Source organism: Photobacterium sagamiensis (genome assembly GCF_050337085.1).
GTDB classification, from domain to species: domain Bacteria; phylum Pseudomonadota; class Gammaproteobacteria; order Enterobacterales; family Vibrionaceae; genus Photobacterium; species Photobacterium sagamiensis.
In genome coordinates, this window is sequence record NZ_JAKJSP010000066.1 from 1 (window position 1) to 24,132 (window position 24,132).

Consider the following 24,132-nt stretch of genomic DNA (forward strand, 5'->3'; position numbering starts at 1 on the left):
ATATACCACTCTAGGAGTGACACAAAGTTCAGCGCCGATCTCTTTAGGCGTAAGCATACGAGCTAATAATAATATTCCTGCGGCTCGAGTGCGGATATCTCGGTGTATATGGTTCAACGACAGTTGCTGTAGGGTATGACGTTCAAACTCAGTTAGCTGTACAGTACATTGCATCGTGCGGTTCAATCGGCGTGTGTCAGGTGATAATAAAAGTGTAGCTTAATGAATTTGGTTTTCCTTAGGCACTTATTGAGGCCGCCGCAAAACACATGACTCCGATCATTTCTCCGGTTCACAGTATCCACACTGTTATGATTAATTCTGGTAACAAAAAATATTTTGAAACTCTCGCTGAGCAACTGACTGCGGCGATATTATTGATTAAAACAAAAATGATAAAAGAGGATTGCCCTGTTGAGCATCTATCCATGTTACGCGAGATTTATCATCATATTGCCGATCTGGACTATTGCAATCACGTGCTAAAGTATCTCGCGCAGAACGCCAACCAAAAAGCAGCTTAAAAGGGAAAAATGAGAGTGATAATCATAATTTAACTAAATTAATCATTTTTTAGCATAAGATCGAGGAGGGTATCTATCCTAATTTAACAGAGATACGCTACACAATTTTTCTTAAAAATGTAGTTGATTACCACCGAACCTCAGCCAGCTTAAGAAGGCACTGAGGCATTGGTGCTGTTTGAACACTTGAATATATTAGCTGTTCAAGCATATTCTCTAAATTAAACCGTGGATTAAACTTAAAACAGAACTCAGCAAGATAACGCGGCAAGTGCTTTTTGTTGATTGAATGATAAGTTCCGTGCATTGTGTTTTTTACATTACCAATCATTGTGTTAATCCATTTGAAATAAGGTAATTCTACACAATCCGCTCCGCCGCCAGTCACAATTGCATGGTGAAAGCTTTTTGCATCTTCGATACCACGGAAACAGGCTAGCCCATCAGAAATAACTAGCGATTTAGGGCGTAAATGAGCTTTAGCCCAACGAGTAAGTTCTGCTTCCTTAAATCCATCAACAGCGGTAAAACGCATTCTGATCTGCCCCGATAAGATTAGACACCAAATATCATTTTCTTCAATGGATAATATATCGGTTAAAAGACAACTTGAATGAGGAATAGCCCTAACTCTGATTAGGGCCTTAGCAGCACATGAAAGAGACTTCAGACTGAATGGTTATGTGGCTTCGCTATCTATTTTTTGAAGCGCGGTTATATTGGGAGAATGAGCGTTAATAGCATCTGATTTGGCATAAGTTCAGGTATCGAAAACCAGCATAAACAGACTTTGAATGAGTTTTAGCTCTAACGCGTTTTGTGCTCCATTCATACGCTATGCTTGGGTACGCATAGCGTGTGAAATAATGGCTCTGATACCCGAACATTTACTTCGAGACATTGATTTGTGTGCGGCTTTTATTGTTCTTACACACCTGTTTGATGGGGAGGCGGGGATTAAATCAGTAGTTTTCGGATATCTTCTGGCTGGGCGGTAAACGTTGGATCATGTACCACATTCGCCAACATAAAGTCGATAAAGGTACGGGTTGTCAGTGACAGGTGAGTGCGGGAAGGATACACCAGCCATCCGAAGTTGATTGATGGTTCAATGTCGTCGAATAACCTCACCAGTTATCCCTTTTCTACATAATGGTTAGCGGTATCTTCTGGTATAAACACAATGCCTCTGCCCTGTAACCCGGTTTCAACGATCTGATGGAACAGTTTGATATCTTCGGTTTTAATTACGCAAGTAGTGCAGGCAAGACCGTATCGGATAACTATTTTTAAAAGGCGTAAAGGGATTTGTCTTCAGTTTTTTGCTACGGTATACCACTTTTTATTTGAAGAGGGTATTTGATATCCCTTTATGTCAACTTTTTACGGAAACCCTATAAAACTATGATTAACCTCTCAGTTGACGATCTCAAGCTCATCAACCTTATTGCCAGCCAGGGCAGTTTTTCAAAAGCTGCAGATATACTGAACCTGACTCGGCCAGGCGTGAGCCGACGGATAAAGACTATCGAAAACAGTTTGCAAATTTCGCTCTTTAAACGCTCGACCCGAAAAATCGAATTAACCTATGAGGGCCAGAGCTTTATCGAGCATACCATGGCAATGGAGCAGCAATGGATCCAGGCAATGGGAAAAATTCAGACCCAGAAAGCCGAGCCAACCGGTAAGCTGACCGTGTACAGTCTGGATCTGCTTAACCGGCGCTTGGCAAAAAACTGCTTAACGGATTTTCTGACCCAATATCCCAAGGTTGAACTCACACTACTAACCACCCACGGGCAGCCGGAAAGCAATAAGTTCAATGCCGATCTCATGCTGCATATCACGCCGTTAGATGAACAGGCATTTATCAATGAGCCCCTGATTCTTTGTCACCGGAGGTTCTATGCCAGCCCTGCCTTCCTGGCAAAACACGGCATGCCTCAGCATCCTAGAGAGCTGGGAGCTTATCATACAATTGAATGTCTTAAATCGGTGCGTGAATGTGAACCCAATCATTGGTTATGGTTTGAAGATGAGATCCCCCATCAGGTAAAAATCAACAGCCGCATGCAGTGCGACGAGATGGAAGTGGCCATGGATATGGCGCTGAACGATTACGGCATTGCCTGGTTGCCCGACTTTCTGTGCCGACAATATGTCGCACAAGGGCGTTTGGTTACCCTGTTTGACGGCAAGTTTGCACATGCGGTTCCGACTTACGCCATCTACCCGAGAAGCCAGTACTGCCCGTCTACAACCCGGGCCTTTATTCACTTTATGCGTTACAACAAGCTGCTTGGCGTGCCGCTGCTTCCTCAAAGTGATGGCATTAATACACCACACTAACAAGATCTCGAGCACACTTTTGTTCGAAAATCTAAGGTTATGCCTTTCGGCGGTCATCGGTTAAATTTTGGGCGAATATGGCCGCTATCCCCACTCTTTGTAACTATTTATTATGATCTGGGTCATTTTTCCGCGGCATCCTAAACGTCCCGGTGGCTACTCATTTAGTCTTATTCTCCTTATTGGTAATAGTCTTTGATCAATGGCTTCATTTTTCCGGTTGGTTTCCATCTATATCATATCCTTACTCGTTATGTGGCTTTGCCCTGTGGATAAGGAATTAAGTAATGACCTCGAAAAAAACGCCCCATCCGGATGATCATCAAGAGATTGAAATTAAAGATATAACTGATGGAGAAGATGTAAATAAATCCCGTCGCAACCTGTTTAAAATCGGTGCCGGTATCGCGGCAACGGCAGCCACCGGCGCATCGGGTGCCTTTATCGCCGATCGTATAGACGGCGTGGAACATGACAGCTTTCCGGTTCCTTTGGATCCTGCAGTACTTAAACCCTTCCCTCAGCGCGACTCCATCGGAACCTTTTGCTTCAGCCCGCAACTCGCCCAACAGTTCCCGGCCAGAAACCAGAATTTTGAGAACGGCTGGAACTTTCAGCACGGCGCCATGGAAATGGCTCGCAGCTTAGTGGATATCCGCCATGCCACCGAATTAGCTGAAAAACGGGGGCAGAAACTGGGAATGTCGCAATTGGACAATGCCCTGTCCTGGGGAGGATGGGCCCCGGTCAATGCGATGGCACCGATGGCACCTAACATGTTGCCGGATCACGGCGTCAACAGCTGGCACCAGGGCCCGGTTGATACGCCGATCGGTCGTGTTGATCAGGTTGCCCCGGAGCGCTGGGAGTTTGCTTCCGGAGAAGAAGCCGCCATGGCCATTAAATCTGCCGCACGGCTCTACGGCGCGGTACGTTGCGGTATCACCCCCAACGATCCGCACTGGAACTTCGACCCCCTCTACGATGTACAAAAAGGAAAAGAAATATCCTGGGACGAGTTTCCGTTTAAACCCAAATCGGTGATCGTATTCCTGGTCGATATGGATTATGCGGCAATGGCTACTGCACCTTCCAAAGTCTCATCTGCCACGGTAGGCAACGGTTACTCCAAGATGTCATTTGTCGGCCACAGTATAAAAAACTTCCTTCATGCCCTGGGCTACAAGGCAGTCTCGGCCAGCAATGACTTAGGCAACAGCGTGGCTTATGCCATTTCTGCCGGACTGGGCGAAGGTGCGCGAAATGGCACGCTGGTTGCCCCACGTCTCGGCCCTCGAGTCAGGATTGCCAAGGTTTATACCGATCTGGAATTACCGGCAGAGGCTTACGACAAACCACGCAGCTTCGGCATCATGGATTTCTGCACCAAGTGCAAACTGTGTGCCGATGCCTGCCCGTCCAAAGCCATTTGCAGCGATGACGAACCGACTTGGGGACCGACCTATGAAAATGGTGACAACCCGGACTATGCCTGGCACCACCAGAGAGGGGTTAAGAAGTTCTATAGCGATGCGAAGAAGTGTTTTAAGTACTGGATAGACAGCGACACAGACTGCGGCGCCTGTATTACCGCCTGCCCGTGGAATAAACCCGATTTCTGGCATCACCGGATGATCGATGCTTCCAATGCCTTCACCGGCGGTCCTATTCACACCTTTATGAAAGTGATGGATGAGGTCTATGGCTACGGCAACACCTTTGATGAAAAAGCAGTTGTGAACTTCTGGAAAACTGGTAAAGACATCGAAATTTAACTTTGACAACGAGGAGCAAGATTATGATTGGGTTAATGTGGTATCTGCTGGGTATGTTAACAACGGCAGGGATTTGGGGTTACGTCAAGCTTAAAGAGCACTACCGGATAGACTGGCGTGCGAATCTGGGGCTGATGGCCTCGGCGGGCAGTGTTTGGTTTTGTATCGCCTGGTCCTGGGCATCTTTTGCTGAGCGTGAGCCGCAGTCCGGAGCAATGGGATTGATCATGTTTGGCCTGATGGGGCTGATGATTTTTGCCGGTACGTGGCGCCTGTTTATCGCTCCGGCCAATAAATAAACCCGTTAAACAGGGGCAATGACTGCTGAAGTTTGTCGATGTGTTGTCACAGCTCACAGGTGGCAGCACGTTGGCCACCTGCAGGTATGGCTACCGCCCCTGGTTTTGCTATTCGCACGTTATGGCCCTATGTAGTAAAGGCATCCTATGTCAAATTCTCATTCCTCCCGGAAAAAATACCAAAAGAGAGCCAAGCGACCAGCCTGGCTGGCTTACTTTGGCTATATTTCCCTGCTGATTGCCGCCATTGCCGGCAATTACTTCCAACATATTGATGAGAGCCGAGGACTCTTCGAGTACTTCGGTTCAAACGTACAACGAACAACCAGTGACAGCCCGTGGTCATATGTGATGCAACAGGGCAATAAGCTGATTCCTATAGTCACCGCAAAAGGTAACGGCTATGGTGGCCCGCTTGGTATCAGCGTAAAGATTAACGAAAAGACCCGGAGCATTGCGGATGTCGACTTGCTTCAGCACAAAGATACGCCGGCCTATATTGGCCGGCTGGAGCGCAAGCACTTCTTAAGACAGTTTAAGGGCAAGATCTTAAACAGTGATTTTCTGGTTGACGGCGATATTGACGGGATAAGCGGCGCAACCTACTCCACCAAGGGGATCACCCTGGCCGTACGCCAGGCTGCCCACCAAGCGGCAATGACACTGAATATGCCACAAACCTGGCAACCGCGTCCGTATAATTTTTCGGTCAAAGAAATCGTTCTCACCCTTGTTATCATCGCAACACTTGCAAGTAAAAAAATCCCGCCACGGTATCGCAAAGGCTTTGGCCGGGTAATGCCTGTGATCGTTGTGGCCACCATGGGTTTCTGGCTCAACAGTTCCTTGTCACTCAACGCCTTTGGCAGCCTGTTTCTGGGTTACTTTCCGGACTGGCACAGCCATCCTGGCTGGTACATATTGATGAGTAGCGTAATCGCCTCTTTGCTTTTTATGGGGCGTAACGTCTACTGCAGCCAGCTCTGTCCTTTTCATGTCATCCAGCACTGGCTCAATAAGCTGAGCGGACTCAACTTTTCACCGTCTAAACTACTACTGAATAATGCAAAATTCGGCGTTAACTTGCTGTTATGGTCATCTTTGATGTTAATTCTTTTATCACGAACACCGGCCATAACCTCTTACGAGCCCTTTGCCATGATGTTCTCGTTAGAAGGTGTTGGTATCCAGTGGTATATATTGCCACTGGCGCTCATAGGCTCAGCGGTTATGAATAATTTCTGGTGTCGGCTGTTTTGTCCGGTAGGGCGATTACTTAATCATTCATTGGAAATGCGTACCAAAGCGAAGAATAAGCTTTTGCGGGCAAAACATATCCGCGTTAAGGAGGTTTAATGAATACAGCGACTTCAACACCGACACGGCGCACGTTAAAGGAGAGCTATACAACCAGGCGTGCTAAACCAAAGTGGCAGGTGTATATCAGCAATACGCTGTTTTGCATCACCCTTTTATTGGTATTTGGCTTTATTGTGCAAGAAGGCCTGCGTTGGTGCACTTAACATAAAATATATTAGGCCGTTGGTATCGGCGGCTTATTATGTTAAGGCAAGAGCATGAGTTACCAGCTGGTTAATTTAACCTTTGATGGGAAATATTTATTCACGCCCAGACTACTTGATAATGTAGTCAAGCAAATAAGTTAACGAAGAAACCAGGAGGGGGGGTACCTTTTAGCTCTGAAACAATTTTGATAAAAATTAAATGGAATTAAATAATCTGGCAATGCACATTTAAGCAGCTAAACAAATAAATGAAATGAGGGTTCTTGAGGGGCTTCATTTATTTTCGCTGTTAGCATAGAAACAAAATTAACAAAAAGAAAAATGGAGGGGTATCCTTATTTGCCCTGTTAGCACCAAAACAACATTAATAAAAAGAAAGATGGAATTAAATAATCTAGCAATATAAATTTTAATAGTCATAAGGTGTCATTTAATGAGTCGTCATAGCTTATCTTGTTACTTGGGGGGAGGGGCGTTATTGCTGACTCCTTTATTTGCAGGGGCCAGTGGTATCCATGCCTTGGATGCGGTTACACCATTCGCGGCAACCGCCAGCGCGGGTCATGCCACTGACACGGGGGTCACCGCTTCCTATAATAATCCCGCTGGCCTGGGATGGTTTCAAGGTCAGGAATTATATATAGGGGCCACTGTGACCGATGACTCGCTGACTTTCTACGATGAAGGGTCCACCACAGGCCCCGACGCCGACGCCGACGAACGACGTAAGGATAGTATTGACTACTCTCTGGGGGTGTCGTTTGCCCCGACGTTTTTTTACGCCTCGTCTATTGACGACAATCTTGCTTACGGCATTTCCCTGGCACCCATGGTTGGAGGTGGCGTAGACTTTGGTTCCAACTGGGTCGGATCCGGCTTTGTCAACAATAGTGTAGTCATGGTTGCGGGTTTATCCTTAGCATTGGGGCACCGCATCAATGATGCTTGGTCGCTGGGGGCGTCTCTGGGGGCGGCTTATCTTTCCTGGGAGCTTGACATGGAGCCGATGCCCAACGCCACAGGTGCGATCGAACTCGAAGATGTCCAACCGTATTGGCAACTGGGGCTGATGTATCAGCCGACAGATACCACTCGTATGGGGCTGCGTTATTTGTCCGAGGTGGATTTTGAGCCAAGCGGTGATGCCGATTTGGATCTGAACGGCCACAAGGTACGAACCGATGCCGAGATGGCGCATTTTAATTTGCCAAACATGGTGTCGTTCAGCATCAACCACCAGCTGACTGAGCGCCTGGCAGTGCTGGCGGATGTAAAGTGGAGTGAGTGGTCGTCGATGGAGGAAAACAAGTTGACACTAACTGGCGGCGGAATCCCTGATATGGAGATGTTAGTCGATAGAAACTGGCGCGATACCTGGGGAGGTGCCGTTGGCGTCATCTATCAGCAGAGCGAAGCGCTTAGCCTCAAGGCTGGCGTCAGTTACGATGGGTCGCCGGTAGCGAAAGAAGATCATAAGCTGGATCCACCATTGGACCGCCACATACGCTATGCCCTCGGTTTTACTTACGCCCCGATCGAGCAGAACTGGAGTGTTGATCTGAGCTATCAGTATCTGGATCTTGGTGATGCGGAAGTCAACCAGGCAATCCCCGATGATTCGTCGCCAGTGTATGTCGTCAAGGGAAGCAGTAAATCGCATGTCAATATTTTCAACCTGGCACTCGGTTACCGCTTTTAATTGCGCTCCATTCATACGCTATGCTTGGGAACACATAGCGTGTGAAATAATGGCTCTGATACCCGAACATATACTTCGCGACATTGATTAGCGTGCGGCTTTTATTGTTCTTGCGCCCCGGCTAGATGGCGGGTATTAAATCAGCAGTCTTCGGATATCTCCTGCCTGTGAGTAAAACGTCGGATCTTGTTCAACATTCGACATCATAAAGTCAATGAAGGTACGGGCTGTCAGTGACATATGAGTACGGGAAGGATACACCAGCCATCCGAAGTTGACTGATGGTTCAATGTCGTCGAATAATCTCACCAGTTCTCCCTTTTTTACATAATGGTTAGCGATATCTTCTGGTATAAACACAATGCCTCTGCCCTGTAAGCCGGCTTCAATGATCAGAGGCGCGCTGTTTATGACTAAATTTCCGAAAACTGCCACCGTTTTTTGTCCAGAGCCAAGCTGTAACTGGCTGTGGATCTGACCATCAGGAGCGCGAAAGCGGAGCACGTTGTGGTGCTTCAGTTCATCCGGGTTGGCAGGGAGACCATACTCTTTAATATAGTCTGGGCTGGCATAAAAGCTGAGATGGGCCGATTTAAATGGTCGGGCAATCAAGGAGGAGTCTTTCAGGGTTTGACCAACGGCAATTCTGAATGCAACATCAATATGGTTTTCTGCTAAGTTTTTATCTTCTGAACTAGTCAGTACCTCAACAGTGATCTTGGGGTAGAGATCCATGAACTTAAAAATCAGATTTCCGATTATCAGTAAGTCTGGCAGCGGCAGTAGCTGAATTCTCAGATGGCCGCCGATCTCATTGCTGGGTGCAGTGACTTCCTGAATCGTACTTTCAAGCTGATTGAGGATTGGCTTGGTTTGCTTATAAAACTTTTCACCGGCTTCCGTTAGCAGCATTGAGCGGTTCTGGCGGTGAAACAGCAAGATATTGAGTTCTTCTTCCAGCCCTTTTAAGCGGCGGCTGAGGTTTGATTTTGGCAAATCAAGGATTTCTGATGCATGTACCATGCTGCCGGTTTCAACGATCTGATGGAACAACTTGATATCTTCGGTTTTCATGGTATATCCGCTCAATTTTCGTACTAACAATTACGGTTCTGAAAAGTAGAACTCACGGTTTCGAATAGTTTTATTTTTTTCAACATCATAGCACGTTATATTCGCGCTCAATAGATAACAACAGGAAATAATTCAATGAAACCGGCCACTTTGAGCGTGCTTGCTCTTCTTCTATCAAGCACCGTCCTGACAGGATGCGATTCTGCAGAAAGTGCAGTCTCGCAGACCGCATCGGTTCGCCCGGTGAAACTAATGACCATCGGTGATGCAGCTGATCAGCAGACACGTATTTTTCCCGCTAAGATAGCGGCTAGTCAGCAGGCTGATTTGGCCTTTCGTATTAATGGCGAATTGGTGAAGTTGAATCTGACGGAAGGCCAGCAGGTTACTCAGGGTGAGTTACTGGCAAAGCTTGATGATCGTGACGCAAAAAATGCCTTACTCAATGCAGAAGCGAACTATGATCTGGCGGCGGCCGATTTTAAGCGAAAAGAAGAAATCTTCAAGCGCAAACTGATCTCAAAAGCTGAGTTCGATATAGCCAAGGCGTCATTGAAATCAGCAAAAGCGGCACTTTCTACCGCGCGCGATCAGCTCGACTATACTCGTTTAACTGCACCGTTTTCTGGCATCGTGGCCAAAGTTGAGCTTGATAACCACCAGATGATCCAACCTTCTCAGACGGTACTCTCTCTACAGGGCAATCAGCAGCTTGATGTGCAAATCGAGTTACCTGAGTCGCTATTGCTTACCCTGAACGATGAGCAGCTGGATGAAAGATTTCAGCCTCAGGTTCGCTTTGGCTCGCATGATGAGCTTTTCTCTGTCACCTATAAAGAACATGCAAGCAAGGTTTCACCGGGTACCCAAACTTATGAAGTGGTATTTAGCCTGAATCAACCGGAACACCTCAATGTATTACCTGGTATGAGTGCTGAGCTTCTGTTAGACATGTCGGCAATGAATAAAGATAGCGCAGGCACAATTGCGGTATTGCCGCAAACCGCGATATTTAAGAGTGATGAAGATAGCTTAACTAAGGTATGGCGTTACAGCGCTGAAACAAAAAAACTGGAATCTGTTGAAGTGACGTTAGGCCAGGTACGAGCACAAGGGATTGAAGTGCTGTCAGGTCTTGATAAAGGCGACCAAATTGTTGCCGTTGGCGCGAGCGTTCTGAAACCAGGCATGGATGTGAAACCTCTTCGCTGGGAACGAGGCGTTTAATTGATGAATGTTGCTCACTACAGTATAAAAAATAAAGTCATCAGCTGGATGTTTGTTCTGCTGATGTTAATTGGCGGGGCCATCTCCTTTACCGGCCTTGGCCAGTTAGAATTTCCTGAATTTACCATTAAAAATGCGTTGGTTATTACGCCGTACCCGGGCGCGTCGCCAGAGCAGGTTGAAGAAGAAGTGACGCTGGTGCTGGAAGATGCTATCCAGCAGATGAAGCAGATCAAGCACATTACCTCAATCAACAGTGCGGGGTTGTCGCAAATTGATGTGGAGATGGAGGATCGTTACGATGCCACCATGCTACCGCAGATTTGGGATGAGCTTCGCCGTAAGGTGAGTGATGCGGTAGCCGATCTGCCTCCGGGCGCCGTTACCCCTATGGTGATTGATGATTACTCAGATGTGTTCGGCATTCTGATGAACATCAAAGGTGAAGGTTACAGCTATCGCGAACTGGAAAATTATGCCGATTTCTTGCGTCGTGAGCTGGTACTGATTGATGGCGTGAAAAAGGTTTCCGTGGTCGGTGCACCCCAGGAACAGGTGGTGGTTGAGATCAGCCAGCAGAAACTTGCGGCATTGGGCTTAGATCAGAACTACATCTACGGCTTGATCCAAACACAAAACGTTGTTTCAAATGCAGGCAAAATTCGTGTGGGTAACGGGCGTATCCGGATCCACCCAACCGGTGAATTTGCCGATGTTGCAGAGATGGAGCAGCTGCTTGTCAGCCCTCCGGGTAGCCAGAATTTGGTTTATCTTGGTGATATAGCCAAGGTTTATAAAACTGACACGGAAACACCGGATCTTCTGTACCACAATATGGGCCAAAAGGCGTTGTCACTGGGCGTATCGTTCACCTCCGGGGTCAATGTTGTTGATGTATCTAAGGCGATCTCAGACAAAATCGAGCAACTGGAAAGCCACCTGCCGGTAGGCATGGACCTGAATACGGTTTATGACCAAGGAGCTGTGGTTGATGTCTCGGTGTCAGGTTTCCTACTCAACCTTGCTGAATCTGTTGCTATCGTAATTGTGGTGCTGCTGGTCTTTATGGGGCTGCGCTCTGGCTTGCTGATAGGTGCGGTGCTGGTGTTAACGATTTTTGCCACCTTTATTGTGATGAATGTGCTCGGCATTCAGCTGCAAATCATCTCTCTGGGGGCCCTGATTATTGCGCTCGGGATGCTGGTCGACAATGCCATTGTGGTTACCGAAGGTATTTTGATCGGTATCCAGCGCGGGCAAACCCGATTGGAAGCTGCTGGCGATGTGGTTAAACAGACCCAGTGGCCTTTGCTTGGTGCAACAGTGATTGCGATTATGGCCTTTGCGCCAATTGGCCTGTCACAAGATGCGTCGGGGGAGTTCTGTGGCTCGCTGTTTAAGGTACTGTTGATTTCACTGTTTTTCAGTTGGATCACGGCGATTACCATTACTCCGTTTTTCTGTCACTTGTTGTTTAAAGATGGCGAAGTCAGTGATGAGCCACAAGAGTTGTATAAAGGTTGGTTCTTCAATGCCTACCGCGGCATTCTGACTTTTGCGATGCGTTTTCGGGTGCTGACCGTTGCGGCTGTGGTTGCCATGTTAATCGTCGCGGTGATTGGTATGGGGCACGTGAAAAATGTGTTCTTCCCTGCTTCCAATACGCCCATCTTCTTTGTTGATGTCTGGCTGCCGGAAGGGACGGATATTCGCGGCACCGAAGATTTTGTCAGCAAGATTGAAGACGAAATAATCGCTTATGAGCAAGAAAATCATATTGGTCTGAAGAATGTCACCTCGGTGATTGGCCAGGGCGCACAACGCTTTGTATTGCCATATGTTCCCGAGAAAGGCTATGACGCCTATGCTCAGCTGATGATCGAAATGACAGATCTTGAAGCGGAGCAGGCAAACATGCCGGGACTGACCAAGCATTTGAAGGATAATTACCCCGAAGCCCAGTTCCGCGTCAAAATGCTGGAAAACGGGCCGTCACCTGCTGCAAAAATTGAAGCACGCCTCTATGGTGAAGATCCCGAGGTTCTACGTCAGTTGGCTACGCAGGTCGAGCAGATCATGCTGGATGAGCCTACAGCAGTAAACGTGCGTCATGACTGGCGTAACCAGGTGATGGTTGTTCGTCCGCAGTTAAACCAAGCTCAGGCAAGGGAGGTAGGGATAAGCAAGCAGGATCTTGACACTGCAATGCTGATTAACTTTAGTGGTATGCCAGTGGGTACGTACCGTGAACAAAGCCACCTGATGCCAGTTGTTGCCCGGGCTCCGGAGCAGGAGCGACTGGATGCGGATAGCTTGTTGAAATTGCAAGTGTGGAGTGCCGAGAACAATGTCTTTGTGCCGGTGACTCAGTTGGTCCGCGACTTTAAGACCGAGTGGGAAAACCCAATCATTATGCGTCGTGACCGTAAGCGTATACTCACCGTGATGGCTGACCCGATACTGGGAACTGATGAAACTGCAGATTCAGTACACCGTAAGATCCGCGGCAGCATTGAAGCCATTCCATTGCCTGACGGTTATGAGCTGGAGTGGGGCGGTGAATATGAAACGTCCCGTGATGCCCAGGCAAGTATTTTCAGCTCTCTGCCAATGGGTTATCTGGCGATGTTCCTGATCACCGTGCTGCTGTTTAACTCAGTGAGACAACCGTTAGTGATTTGGTTTACCGTACCGCTGGCGATAATTGGTATCGCATCCGGTCTGCTTCTGTTCGATGCGCCAATGAGTTTCATGGCTATTCTTGGTGTGCTGAGTTTAACCGGAATGATTATCAAAAACGGTATCGTTCTGGTGGATCAGATCAATGCTGAGTTAGATGCGGGTAAAGACCCTTACGCGGCAATTTTTGAATCATCAGTGAGCCGTGTGCGTCCGGTTTGTATGGCTGCGATCACCACCATGCTGGGTATGATCCCGCTGCTGTTCGACCCGTTCTTTATGGCTATGGCGGTGACTATCATCTTTGGCCTGGGTTTTGCCACACTGCTGACGCTGCTGGTACTGCCTGTTTGCTATGCGATGATATTCCGTGTTCCTAATTCAGAGCAATCAGCTACAGCACAAGAGCTTGGTGTTGCATATTAAGCACGAAGACTTTTTAGCTTAAATTCACTTCTGATCGGTTTGCCCTATAAGAACTCAGGGTAAGCCGGTCAGAGTGTGAATTATAAGAATGAAAGAACCAAACAGCCCACGAGTGGGAGAATACCTGCAATAAACATCTTCATACCGAAATGGGTATTGGCAGCGCGCTGTTTAACTCTGTCAGCATCAAAGTCAAAGCCTTTCACCATTGCCATGATCTTCCGCTCTTTAGGGTCGTATGAATACTTAGTACTTCCATGCCCGCCATCCCATACTAATTTAGCGATCCCCCACAGTATAATGCAGCTATAAAACAGATAATCACTAACAGGGATCTCAGAGAGAGGCGCAAAAAAGTGGCCAAGCAATGCAATCAGCAGGAAGGTGAGGGCATTAGCAATAAAAACAAAGAGAGTAATGTGTAACACGAAAAATCCTTTTTCAGTGAATGTTGTGGCCGATCAGTTTTAGTGGATACTTGAGTATATAGCGCTGTTTCACTGATATCGACGCATGAATTTTATGCATGATATGAAACAAGAATCGCAAAGAACATCTATTGGCAATAATAATGAGAGTCAAATCAACTTTTGCCACGGCCAATTGGCAGTACGTCGATACATACCGGTGCTATCAGCTTACCTTTGGCATCAAAATCGCAAATCCGCGTTAATAGTCGCTTATCATACGCATCGTCAAAAAGATCGAGCGACTCATACTTCCCGGAATTTCCAGCGCACTATAGTATCAGTTAGCTTTCCTGCCTTGCTTGATAAACCTTGTCGAATGCCGTATGGCTCTGGGGCGACTATTTTCGTGGCATTGCGCCTTCTTGAAGCTATGAATACTGTCGTTATTTCAATTGAATGATTTTAATTGCCAAGCAAGTCTAATTTTCAAGAATTAGCGCCAACTGACCTAACTAAATAAACTAGTTTATTTAGTTAGGTGTTTCATATGCGTGAATCCAAGGAGGGTATATGCCAAATTCTAAACAGTTAATCATTCTAATACATGGAATGGGAGATCACACAGGATCGTCATTTCGGAAAGAAGTTGTTAGTGCATGTAACAATAGCCTGAGTCGTTACAAAAGCTATCAAAATACACAGTTTGAAAATGAAGTATATATAGAGAGCATCGGGTATAACCATATCTTTGAAAAAATGCGTGAAGAATATAAAAACAGCGCTCTGGATCTCGATGTCTTTATAAAAGGAAAACTAGGTAGTGCTGAAATACCTAGTGTTGTTAATGAGCTGGTTTCACTACAACAAGATCTAGGAAAAGATAAATTTCAATATACACATGTATTAGATGTTATTTTTTATCTTACTCTGCTCGGTGAAAAAGTGAGACTTTATGTTGCCGAGGAACTGCTTACAGCAATGCTCAAATACCATGACAAAGGAGTAAGGGTTAACGTTCTTGCTCATTCGTTAGGAACTGCAGTAATTCATGATACGTTGAATAAGCTGTATTTTGATGGGTACAAAGACAAAACAGGGAAAATAAAGCTTGATCCCAATACCCTCTCTATCGATATGCTATGGATGTTTGCCAATGTTAGCCCCGTCATCACAAGGCTCAGTGGGTTAACCCAACCTCTTAAATCAGCTGTGAAACCGGGACCGGGAGGGTGTATTGGGAGCTTGCGCAATGTCTTCCACCGCTTTGACCCTTTCACCTTAAAATTTATCAACCGTTTTGACCCCAGCCTTGCAGATAACTGGATTGAACCCTTCTTTTTTAAAAATCACTACCAGCGCTATAAAACTGAAAAAGTAGCTCGTATGAACACCCATGGTATAGGTGGATATGTTGACCCTTCTAAATCTGAAGTGGGTGGATATCTGGAAGATTCCCTCGTATGTCACGACTTCTTGCGGAGTCTTTTTGAATTTATACCAGATGAACAGGAGAAAATGACAGGAGATAAGGCATTCAAACACTTGGTTGGTGAAGCGAGAGAAATTCAAGAGTTCATTAGTGAACTTGAAAATTCGGAGGCGAGTGATTTTAAAAAGCTCATCAAGATGCTAATTGCTTTTAAAGCCTATTTACAAGACATCGACTTTTAGGGGGAGTTATGTTTCGTTATATTATTTGTCTCGTTACGTTATGCCTGAACCTCAACTTTGCTAATGCTTCCGAGATTTGTACTGTCAAGCACAATTTAGAAACAGGTAGCAATTATGCATTTGATAATTCTTTAATAATCTCCAAAGAAATATCTCGTGAATTATGCAAACTAAGCATTGGAGAGAAAACGCACGACCATACTTTAGATATATTAGTAGAACAGTGGAAGAAATCTGTTTCAAAAGAGGCCAAGTTCCTACTCACTACCGATGCTGATGGAAATATAGCTGCGGCGATCGATACTTTCGCTAGTTATATTGCCAAACAGCAGAGTATTGGTATTACCGTCGATCTACTATCCAATAGCTGGTATGTAAGAAAATCTCCTGATGATTCCAATTTCATTGGCGGAAAATTTAATGAACAGAATAACCTTCAATGCAAAGATAATTCTTCTGGATATGGCAAAGAATGCATAAAGGTAATGGCGGATTTTGAAATTTTAATTGAAGCCGCTTTCACGAGCGTTACCCGCCAGCAACTAACAACCGCATTGACGAAAATAGGATTTTACTCTGAACAATGGGATAACTATTTTTATGATGCACGCTCTTTGACCCCTTGGGAGTTGATGCTGAATACCCAGCTCTACAAAGAGGAACTCATCGGAAACGACTTTGTATTGCCTCCCAGCTATCAATACTTCTTGTTGCACCCCTCAGCTGTCATTGAACATGTCAGTGACGCACCGGATGGCGATCAACAAAAAGCAGCCCTGTCATTAGAGTGGGTTGGTATCAATGCATGGAACTGGAAAGTTCCTCTTGGTATTTCAGTCGTCTCTACATACGCAGACAGAGCCCAAGTTAGTGATATTAGACATGGTGTTATGTTGCATGTATACAATAACTACTCCATAGGGTGGGTCGGTATTGGTGACGATGATCCTGGAGTTTTCGTTAATTTTGATATACTTAAAATGCTAAAAGATACTAGTTCCAGAAGACGGGACTATCAGGCGAAAATCGAGGGCTTTCTCCGTGTCAATGACTAAATTAACCATAGGGTAAGTGCTGAATACGTATGCCATGATAGCCCGGTTCGACTATAGCGACACAAAATTAAGCAAACAAAAAAGCTTTTTTGATGAGAAATGCCAGTCAGCAATTTGCTGACTGGCATTTAATACAGGCTAGTTTGTCGGTTAATGACGGGTGATTTTCATGTCGACCAGGTTGGTTGAGTTCTCAAAACCGGTTAATCCGCCAGAATAAATGTACGTATTGTTGGAATTGAGATAGCTCATGTTGAAGTGATCGCTGAGGGTAAAGCTGTAATCGATCCCTTGTGATAACTGAACGTTCACCGGCGTTGACATGCGCAATCCCTGTGCTTCGCCAATATGACCCATTTGCAAAATACCATCAGCAACAACTTTACCGTCACCATCTTTGACCGTCAGTTTTTTTACGGAATTGGTAATACCAGTATTAAGCTGACCAAGGTTGTTGTTGTAGAGTGCCGCAAAATCGTAGGTGCCCGTTTCTGCAACCTGGAATGCCTTTTTACCGTCTAACTCTTTATTGATCCCGTCAAAAGGAACAATATTGATTTCTTTGTTGAGTAAGGAATAGGTTCCGTTGAATTGAACCTGCAGCGCTTCACCGGTACACACTGGCTTACTTGGATTAGAGCGATAGCCCGCACTGTTAATGGTTTCCGCGACATAACAGACATATTCATTGCCATTTAACTTATCTGTGAACGTACTGCCACTATCATTGGTCTGAAATTGCTGACTATTGCGGTAGATGTTCACGGCGTAGTTGTTTTGATTTTCAACCACAATACTTATATCACCATCGGTGTTGGTGACATCCAACGCGGGCTCTTGCGGAGAGAACGCTTTGGCATTATCGGTATCGTACGGCAGTACACCTTCGATAAGCGTTAGTGCATCATCACCCGCGAGGCGCTGACCCAGCGTGACAACAATGTCGTTGTTGGTTTTGTTGACAGATGCAACCTCAAAATAGCCATTGTTATTGTCGTCAACCGGTGGCAGTTCTACGGTTACACTGTATTTTGCTCCTTTATAAAGCAGATTTTCTATTTTTATCTGCGAGGAGTTTTTGAATGTGGTATTTCTCAGTTCAGCTGTAATAAAGGGCTTAATCGTGAGCACGCCATTGTCGGTGTTAAAGCCAAAAATGTTTTCGACCACCATACCCAGGTAGCCACCGACTGACCATAGCTGGCGCTGAGAGTTAATAACCGGGCCGTCGAGTGAAGAGTCTTTGCCATGGTCACCGTGTAAAATCAGTGACTGGCCGGACAGCCATTCTAAGTTCTCCATATTTGACAGATTCAGCGCAGTTCCGCGAAGCAGGGATTGATAGGCATTGTTGGCCGCGGCGACATTTTCTGCCTTGGCGGCGGCTTTCAGGCTGTAGGCTGTGACAAAAGGCCAGATGGCTCGGTTGTGATAAACCGCAACGCCCGGCTGCTGCGGGAAGTAAACCGGTGCACCAAACTCACTATGCGGATAATTGGCCATGATTTTTTTTGCCTGATCGTCATCGGCAATACCGCTGATGATTGCCAGTGCCTCACCGAGCATATCGTATTTATCAACCTGAATATTGGTTTTGGCATCAAAACGATAGCTTGAATACAATCCTTTAGTGCTATTCCAGAACTGAGCATTTATGGCTTGCTTCAGTTCATTCGCCCACTGCTGATATTCTGTTACTGCTGAGGTGTCATAACTTTCAGCGAGCTTTGCCGCCAGCATCAAGGCGCGATAATGCACAATATTGGTAGAGAGTGCTTTGCTGGTGGCGATGTAATTCACATTATCGGGTGTCCAGCTTGAGTAGGTTTGATCACGCCAGTCGAGGAAAGACTGTTCCCCTTGGTACAGACCATCGGTTTTGTCAAAAGCGGCGACCTGGTCGGCTTCGATAGTGTTGCTCAGGGCATGGTAAGCGCGCTTGGCAAATGCATCGTACTCTTCCCCGGTAAGTGTGCTGAGTAGGCGTTCGGCACCCAGAGCCCATGAGGTTCTGTCAGTACTGATTGGCCAGCTGCCGCCCGTACCTGTGTCCTGGATAATTTGTTCACCGTCATATTCACGACCGGTGCCTTCTCTGAAATCAGAAAGCTTAAATTCCAGCCCGTTTCTAACCCGTTCCGGATCAAGCAGTGCAACGGACAGATCGGCGGCATAAGCGAGATCGCGAGTCCAGACGTAATGCCACTTTGCACCGGTTTCAAAGACATCTGCTTTAATCGGTTTGTTATGGTTGTAGTTGCCGTCTTTAATCTCAGAGACTGCAAGTTGGTTTAATTCCTGAACGGACAGGGCGAAAAGACCATCAAAGGCCAGATCACCGGTTCGGACCCGTGGCTTGTCACTATCTTCGCTGACGTACAGCCCCTGATCCAGAGCGTCGCGCAATTCTGCTGTGGTGGAAATTCCGAACGTACGAATGCTGGCATCCGGATCTTTAACCGAAACTTTTACGGTATCGGTTGTGTTGTCATAGTTACGATAGAGGCTGGACGTTGATTGCTTATGCCCGATATGCACTGTGGAAGGATCAATAATGGCATCTTGATAAAATTGTTCGGCTTCTTCTTGAGTGGCTTCTGTGACGGTTAACTGAAGTCTTTTTATATCTGACAGATCGACCGCAAACTTGTAATACCCTTTATCAGGGAAAGTAATTTCAGAATTACAGTCCTGATTCATACAGTCTGTGTTTTCGGCAGGCTTAGCGACAAATTCATTCTGCTGGCCGAATACAATGGGTGTGCGATAACCGGTGTATTCAATCTGCCAACCTTCGTCTGCAACTTTAAACTGGTTTGTTCCCCTAGCGACACGAATGACAGAGATGTATTGGCTCTTACCCTGGTATATCAGTTTTGCGCGATCTGATGCTCCCCAGTCACCATTGATCCCTCGTAAATATAAGGCCTCTTCGATGACAGGTGTATCTTCATTGATGATCGGTATGTCTTTACCGCCATTGTCAGTATTGCCCGAATTTCCCATAGCAGTGTCCGAACTGGTATCGCTGGAGTTACAACCAGCGACTGAGAACACAAGTGCGACAGTAACCGCGAGTAATGTTGGTTTCATTGATCTTTCCTTAAATTATAGCTAAATCTGCTGCGCATCTTAGAGCGTTGCCTGATGCAGTAGAAATAGTAAGGAAATGATCAAGCATCTTGCTCGTAAAGAGGGGATATCAACGCCGGCTTCTTAATAGTCATTAGCGGCACATTATATCCGTGAAAGCGACGCGTAGAATCATTCTGGTATATTGCCCAATTGTGTTGATTTAACAGTACTAATTCAATTGCATACCTAATAAAGAGGCGTACACTTTTATTATCCCTTTCCTGATGACCGGGCAGAATATGATGAAAAGAGAATTGATGGCATTATCTCGTCACAGAATATTATCTCCCTTACTTGTTTTAAGCATGGTGACGTTACTTTTTGCTTGTGACAATAACAGTGCCCATCAGGCTCTTGGCATACTGGAGCGTGACAGAGTCACTCTCACCGCGACAGCGAATGAAATCGTACGGGAACTGCCAATAAGAGAAGGGTCGCAGGTAAAGCCGGGCGATGTGCTGGTGAAACTGGATACCATGCAGCAAAGTGCTGTTCTTGCCCGTGCAGAGGCTGAGAAAGCGAAAGCGGGCGCTTACTTACTCCGGCTAACCAATGGTGAAAGGGTAGAAGATATCGCAGCGGCTCAGGCAAACCTGGAACGCGCTGTAGCGCTGCTGATTGAGGCGCGGAAAACCTATAAACGGATGAGTAAACTGGTTGAGCAGAAGCTGGCCAGTTTTGCCGAAAAAGACAAAGCCAGAGCACAAAGAGATGCGGCTCAGGCAGATTACGACTCGTCAAAAGAAAAACTCACCAGGCTGACCAACGGCGAACGACCCGAAGATATCAAACAAGCCCAGGCTGCACTGGCATCGGCGCATGCAGAAGTGCAGCTGCAACAGCAGATCCTCAATGATCTGACTGTGGTTGCCACACGCAACGGGGTGCTCGACAGTTTGCCCTATAACGAGGGTGAACGTGTACCGAAGAACAGCATTGTGGCCACAATTCAGGCTGATACCGTACCGTATGCCCGGGTGTATGTACCTGAACCCTACCGGGTGAAGCTACAACCGGGGGATAGATTAATTGTCCATGTCGATGGCATTGAGGATAGCTTTCAGGGAACCCTGCGATGGGTGTCAACTGAGCCCGCATTCACGCCTTATTTTGCGTTAAATGAACAAGATCGGGCACGGCTGGTTTATCTGGCAGAAATTGACCTATCTGACGAAGCCAGAAACCTGCCTGCAGGTGTACCTGCTCAAGTGGAGATGCCGGATGAGTGACAATGTCATTATTGCCAATAAGCTGACCCGAAAATTTGGTGATTTTACCGCTGTCGACGGGCTTGATCTGGTTGTGCCTGAAGGCAGCATTTACGGTTTCCTCGGTCCGAATGGTTGCGGTAAGTCGACAACACTAAGGATGTTAACCGGGCTGCTGAGTCCGACATCCGGTACGGTTGAAGTACTGGGGTTGTCTATTCCACGACAAGCAGAACAATTGCGCTTACGTATCGGCTATATGACCCAGAAGTTCTCGCTTTATGATGATTTGACGGTAAAAGAAAACCTCCAGTTTATCGGTCAGATCTTCGGAATGCCGGGCAAACAATTAAATCGCCGCATTGAGGGACAACTCTCCACTTATGGCTTAGGTTTACGGGCAAAACAACGGGCAGGCAGTCTCAGTGGTGGCCAGAAGCAGCGACTAGGCTTGGCCGCAGCCACCATGCACCAGCCGAAGATGTTGTTGCTTGACGAGCCAACCTCTGCGGTCGATCCGGAAAACCGTCGCGAGTTCTGGGAGCAGCTGTTTGATTTAAGCGATCAGGGCACCACGATTCTGGTGACCACGCATTATATGGATGAAGCTGAACGCTGCCATGCCCTGGCGATTATGGAGTCGGGTGTGATACGCGCTGATGATACACCGGAAGCACTGATGACTAACATGGGTGTCACTGTCGTAGAAATTCAGACAGAAAATCTGCGTCAGTTAAAAGAGACTCTGATCAAGCTGCCAGAGGTGCGCTCAGCGGCCCAGTTAGGCGTCCGGCTGCGTGTGCTGGTTCGAAAGGAAGTCAATGATCCGGTTGGCTGGCTACGTGCAGGTTTTTCCCTTCTGGAAAAAGCAGAGCTGACCATTGCGCGTCCGAGCCTTGAGGATGTGTTCGTAACCTGTACGGGGGAGGGACGGCAATGAATCGGTTTATTCCTACAGGTTTGTTCCGTATGAAAGCCATAATGGTTAAAGAAATACGGCAGTTGTTTCGTGATCGTGTCACCTTTGGCATGGTGGTCATGATCCCGTTGATCCAGCTATTGTTATTTGGTTATGCCATTAACACCGATGTCAGGAACATTCCGATTGCGGTCGTTGATCAGAGTTACTCCGCTGCCGGGCGAGTCATTACCGAATCAGTAAAAGCCACCCAGGTGGTGACGGTGAAGCATGTGTTTCTGACCGTAGATGAAGCTGAGCGGGCGATAAACGAGGGAACGGTTCGCGGTGCGTTAATTTTGCCAGCGGATTTAACTCAGCGGATCGTACAGAACCGTATCGTCGGGCAGTGGCTGGTGGATGGTTCCGATACGATGATCAGCGCCGCTTTGTTACAGCTGAGAAATATGCCGCTGAAAGAGCTGATAACCTATCAGCCTGCAGGACTATCCACCTTTGAAGTGACCTTGTTGTATAACCCCGAAAGGCGCTCTGCGGTGAATATTGTACCGGGATTATTGGGGGTGATCCTGACAATGACCATGATATTGTTTACCTCGGCGGCCATTGTGCGAGAGCGGGAGCGGGGCAATCTTGAATTGCTGATCACTACACCAGTGCATCCGTTGGAATTGATGATTGGTAAGATTATTCCCTATATTTTTGTTGGTCTGATCCAGGTTGGGATTATTCTCGGGTTGGGACATTATATTTTTAATGTACCGATTAACGGTTCGGTGGCGCAGATCTTACTGGGAACCTTGTTGTTTATTGCCGCCAGCCTGACGTTAGGGTTAGTGATTTCAACCATTGCCCAGACTCAGTTGCAGGCGATGCAGATGACGATCTTCATTCTTTTGCCGTCAATCTTGCTGTCGGGTTTTATATTCCCTTATGAAGCAATGCCGATAGCTGCGCAGTGGATATCTGAAATTCTGCCGGCAACCCATTTTATGCGAATGATCCGCGGGATTGTGCTGCGCGGTGCCCAATTGGTTGATTTGTGGCGTGACGCGGTCTGGCTGATGGGCTTTACCATTATCGGCCTGCTGATCGCATCGCAGCGGTTTAAAAAGAGTCTCGATTGATTATTTGTTTGTGTAACTGCACGCATATCAAGTGTTGAGTTATCAAAGACGTAACCCACAAAATGTCATTAGGCATGGATAACCTGGGTTTAAATTTGTTAGGGTGTCGACAGTGGTGCGGTTGCTACTGGATATCGTCATTTTTAATAGGGCTCATTATGCTTCGAACTACTTTGCTTGCGTTTGTATTGGCATGCTTATCATTTTCCAGCCTGGCTGCAGAAAAGTACTCTGAAGAGAGTATTTACGATAAGCCGTTGATGGAACGTTATGTTCTCGATGAGCTTAAATCGCTGCGAACGGATCAGCAGGATTTGGAACGGCGTTTAGTTGTGAGCATTACGGATCGTGAGCTTGCCGTTGCCGATAAATCACTGAATTATGCCAATGTCACAGTTACTTACTTTTTCTACATCATCGCGGGTGTGGCGTCTTTGATTGCGATGATTGGCTGGCAGTCTTTGCGAGAACTTCGCACAAATACCAAAAAAATGGCCGAACAACAGCTACAAGATGCCGATCAGAAATTACAAGAAATTGCTGAACAGTACGAGAAAAAGTTTCAGATATTAGAGCGCGATTTGAAGCGTAAAACCCGGAATATCAGTGAAAATAACAAAGAAATAGAGATAATCAACGAAGTACATAATCTCTGGTTACGTGCACAGAGTTTGCAAACACCAGAGCAGAAGATGGAAGTTTACGACGAGGTATTGAAAATACGTCCTGGTGATCTTGAAGCGTTGACCTATAAAGCGGATGCCGCGATGGAAATACGAGAATTCCACTGGGCACTAAGTTTGTGTAATCGCGTGTTAGAAGTAGATGATAGCAACGCCCATGCTCTTTATCAGCGTGCTTGTGCCTATTCATGCCTTGGTGTTGAAGAGCAGGCAATTTCAGATCTGGAACGTGCCATTATAGGGAGTGCATCATTGCGTGAATTAGCAGCAGAGGAAGCGGATTTTGAAATGCTGAGAGGCAATGAACGATTTGAATTACTCATCGCCAGTGTCGATTAATGTCGGC

The 24,132-nt window shown here is 46.5% G+C and carries 19 protein-coding genes and 1 pseudogene; 15 read left to right on the forward strand and 5 right to left on the reverse strand.

What is annotated here, in order from left to right:
- Window positions 1-269: 269 nt before the first annotated feature.
- Entirely contained in the window at window positions 270-524 is a 255-nt protein-coding gene (locus L4D76_RS24740; RefSeq protein WP_428443531.1) for a hypothetical protein, read from the forward strand.
- Between the two features lie 127 nt (window positions 525-651).
- Here L4D76_RS24740 and L4D76_RS24745 read toward each other — a convergent pair.
- Together L4D76_RS24745 and L4D76_RS24750 are read right to left on the reverse strand one after the other, a co-directional pair.
- Window positions 652-1,065: pseudogene (locus tag L4D76_RS24745) on the reverse strand (IS1595 family transposase); the annotation flags it as partial.
- Between the two features lie 416 nt (window positions 1,066-1,481).
- Window positions 1,482-1,655 carry a hypothetical protein gene (locus L4D76_RS24750; RefSeq protein WP_428443532.1) on the reverse strand — a complete coding sequence of 58 codons (174 nt, stop codon included), beginning with the start codon at window positions 1,653-1,655 and terminating at the stop codon, window positions 1,482-1,484.
- 273 nt (window positions 1,656-1,928) lie between these two features.
- Here L4D76_RS24750 and L4D76_RS24755 point away from each other — a divergent pair, with 273 nt between their 5' ends.
- The 6 genes from L4D76_RS24755 to L4D76_RS24780 all read left to right on the forward strand — a co-directional run bounded on the left by L4D76_RS24755 (window position 1,929) and on the right by L4D76_RS24780 (window position 8,172).
- Complete coding sequence (locus tag L4D76_RS24755) at window positions 1,929-2,873, forward strand: LysR family transcriptional regulator (protein ID WP_428443533.1); 945 nt, start codon at window positions 1,929-1,931, stop codon at window positions 2,871-2,873.
- A gap of 287 nt (window positions 2,874-3,160) precedes the next feature.
- Entirely contained in the window at window positions 3,161-4,648 is a 1,488-nt protein-coding gene (locus tag L4D76_RS24760) for a reductive dehalogenase (RefSeq protein WP_428443534.1), read from the forward strand.
- Window positions 4,649-4,671: 23 nt separating this feature from the next.
- Window positions 4,672-4,947 (forward strand): tetrachloroethene dehalogenase, encoded by a 276-nt coding sequence (locus L4D76_RS24765; protein WP_428443535.1) that lies wholly within the window; start codon window positions 4,672-4,674, stop codon window positions 4,945-4,947.
- Window positions 4,948-5,094: 147 nt separating this feature from the next.
- Window positions 5,095-6,303, forward strand: coding sequence for an FMN-binding protein (locus L4D76_RS24770; RefSeq protein ID WP_428443536.1), 1,209 nt, complete (start codon window positions 5,095-5,097; stop codon window positions 6,301-6,303).
- Window positions 6,303-6,470: a hypothetical protein gene (locus tag L4D76_RS24775; RefSeq protein ID WP_428443537.1), complete on the forward strand. Its 168-nt coding sequence runs from the start codon at window positions 6,303-6,305 to the stop codon at window positions 6,468-6,470. Before L4D76_RS24770 ends, L4D76_RS24775 begins: the two co-directional genes overlap by 1 nt.
- 436 nt (window positions 6,471-6,906) lie before the next feature.
- Window positions 6,907-8,172 carry an OmpP1/FadL family transporter gene (locus tag L4D76_RS24780; RefSeq protein WP_428443538.1) on the forward strand — a complete coding sequence of 422 codons (1,266 nt, stop codon included), beginning with the start codon at window positions 6,907-6,909 and terminating at the stop codon, window positions 8,170-8,172.
- Between the two features lie 135 nt (window positions 8,173-8,307).
- Here the strand turns inward: L4D76_RS24780 and L4D76_RS24785 are convergent, their stop codons facing one another.
- A complete protein-coding gene (locus tag L4D76_RS24785) occupies window positions 8,308-9,246 on the reverse strand; it encodes a LysR family transcriptional regulator (protein WP_428443539.1) in 939 nt (312 codons plus the stop codon).
- Window positions 9,247-9,381: 135 nt separating this feature from the next.
- Between L4D76_RS24785 and L4D76_RS24790 the strand changes: the two genes are divergently transcribed.
- Window positions 9,382-10,473 carry an efflux RND transporter periplasmic adaptor subunit gene (locus L4D76_RS24790; RefSeq protein ID WP_428443540.1) on the forward strand — a complete coding sequence of 364 codons (1,092 nt, stop codon included), beginning with the start codon at window positions 9,382-9,384 and terminating at the stop codon, window positions 10,471-10,473.
- A 3-nt stretch (window positions 10,474-10,476) separates the two neighbouring features.
- Entirely contained in the window at window positions 10,477-13,578 is a 3,102-nt protein-coding gene (locus L4D76_RS24795) for an efflux RND transporter permease subunit (RefSeq protein ID WP_428443541.1), read from the forward strand.
- An 80-nt stretch (window positions 13,579-13,658) separates the two neighbouring features.
- Here the strand turns inward: L4D76_RS24795 and L4D76_RS24800 are convergent, their stop codons facing one another.
- A complete protein-coding gene (locus L4D76_RS24800) occupies window positions 13,659-14,006 on the reverse strand; it encodes a hypothetical protein (RefSeq protein ID WP_428443542.1) in 348 nt (115 codons plus the stop codon).
- Between the two features lie 552 nt (window positions 14,007-14,558).
- On the opposite strand from L4D76_RS24800, the gene L4D76_RS24805 reads away from it, so the two are divergent.
- Entirely contained in the window at window positions 14,559-15,659 is a 1,101-nt protein-coding gene (locus L4D76_RS24805) for a hypothetical protein (protein ID WP_428443543.1), read from the forward strand.
- Between the two features lie 8 nt (window positions 15,660-15,667).
- Window positions 15,668-16,714 (forward strand): hypothetical protein, encoded by a 1,047-nt coding sequence (locus L4D76_RS24810; protein WP_428443544.1) that lies wholly within the window; start codon window positions 15,668-15,670, stop codon window positions 16,712-16,714.
- A 150-nt stretch (window positions 16,715-16,864) separates the two neighbouring features.
- Here the strand turns inward: L4D76_RS24810 and L4D76_RS24815 are convergent, their stop codons facing one another.
- Window positions 16,865-19,807 (reverse strand): alpha-L-rhamnosidase-related protein, encoded by a 2,943-nt coding sequence (locus L4D76_RS24815; RefSeq protein ID WP_428443545.1) that lies wholly within the window; start codon window positions 19,805-19,807, stop codon window positions 16,865-16,867.
- Between the two features lie 299 nt (window positions 19,808-20,106).
- Here L4D76_RS24815 and L4D76_RS24820 point away from each other — a divergent pair, with 299 nt between their 5' ends.
- From L4D76_RS24820 to L4D76_RS24835, 4 genes are all read left to right on the forward strand, one after another.
- Window positions 20,107-21,078: an HlyD family secretion protein gene (locus tag L4D76_RS24820; protein ID WP_428443546.1), complete on the forward strand. Its 972-nt coding sequence runs from the start codon at window positions 20,107-20,109 to the stop codon at window positions 21,076-21,078.
- Complete coding sequence (locus L4D76_RS24825) at window positions 21,071-21,997, forward strand: ABC transporter ATP-binding protein (protein ID WP_428443547.1); 927 nt, start codon at window positions 21,071-21,073, stop codon at window positions 21,995-21,997. The genes L4D76_RS24820 and L4D76_RS24825 overlap by 8 nt, the downstream gene beginning before the upstream one ends.
- Window positions 21,994-23,103 carry an ABC transporter permease gene (locus L4D76_RS24830; RefSeq protein ID WP_428443548.1) on the forward strand — a complete coding sequence of 370 codons (1,110 nt, stop codon included), beginning with the start codon at window positions 21,994-21,996 and terminating at the stop codon, window positions 23,101-23,103. Before L4D76_RS24825 ends, L4D76_RS24830 begins: the two co-directional genes overlap by 4 nt.
- Before the next feature lie 158 nt (window positions 23,104-23,261).
- A complete protein-coding gene (locus L4D76_RS24835) occupies window positions 23,262-24,125 on the forward strand; it encodes a TPR end-of-group domain-containing protein (protein ID WP_428443549.1) in 864 nt (287 codons plus the stop codon).
- The last annotated feature ends 7 nt before the right edge of the window (window positions 24,126-24,132 follow it).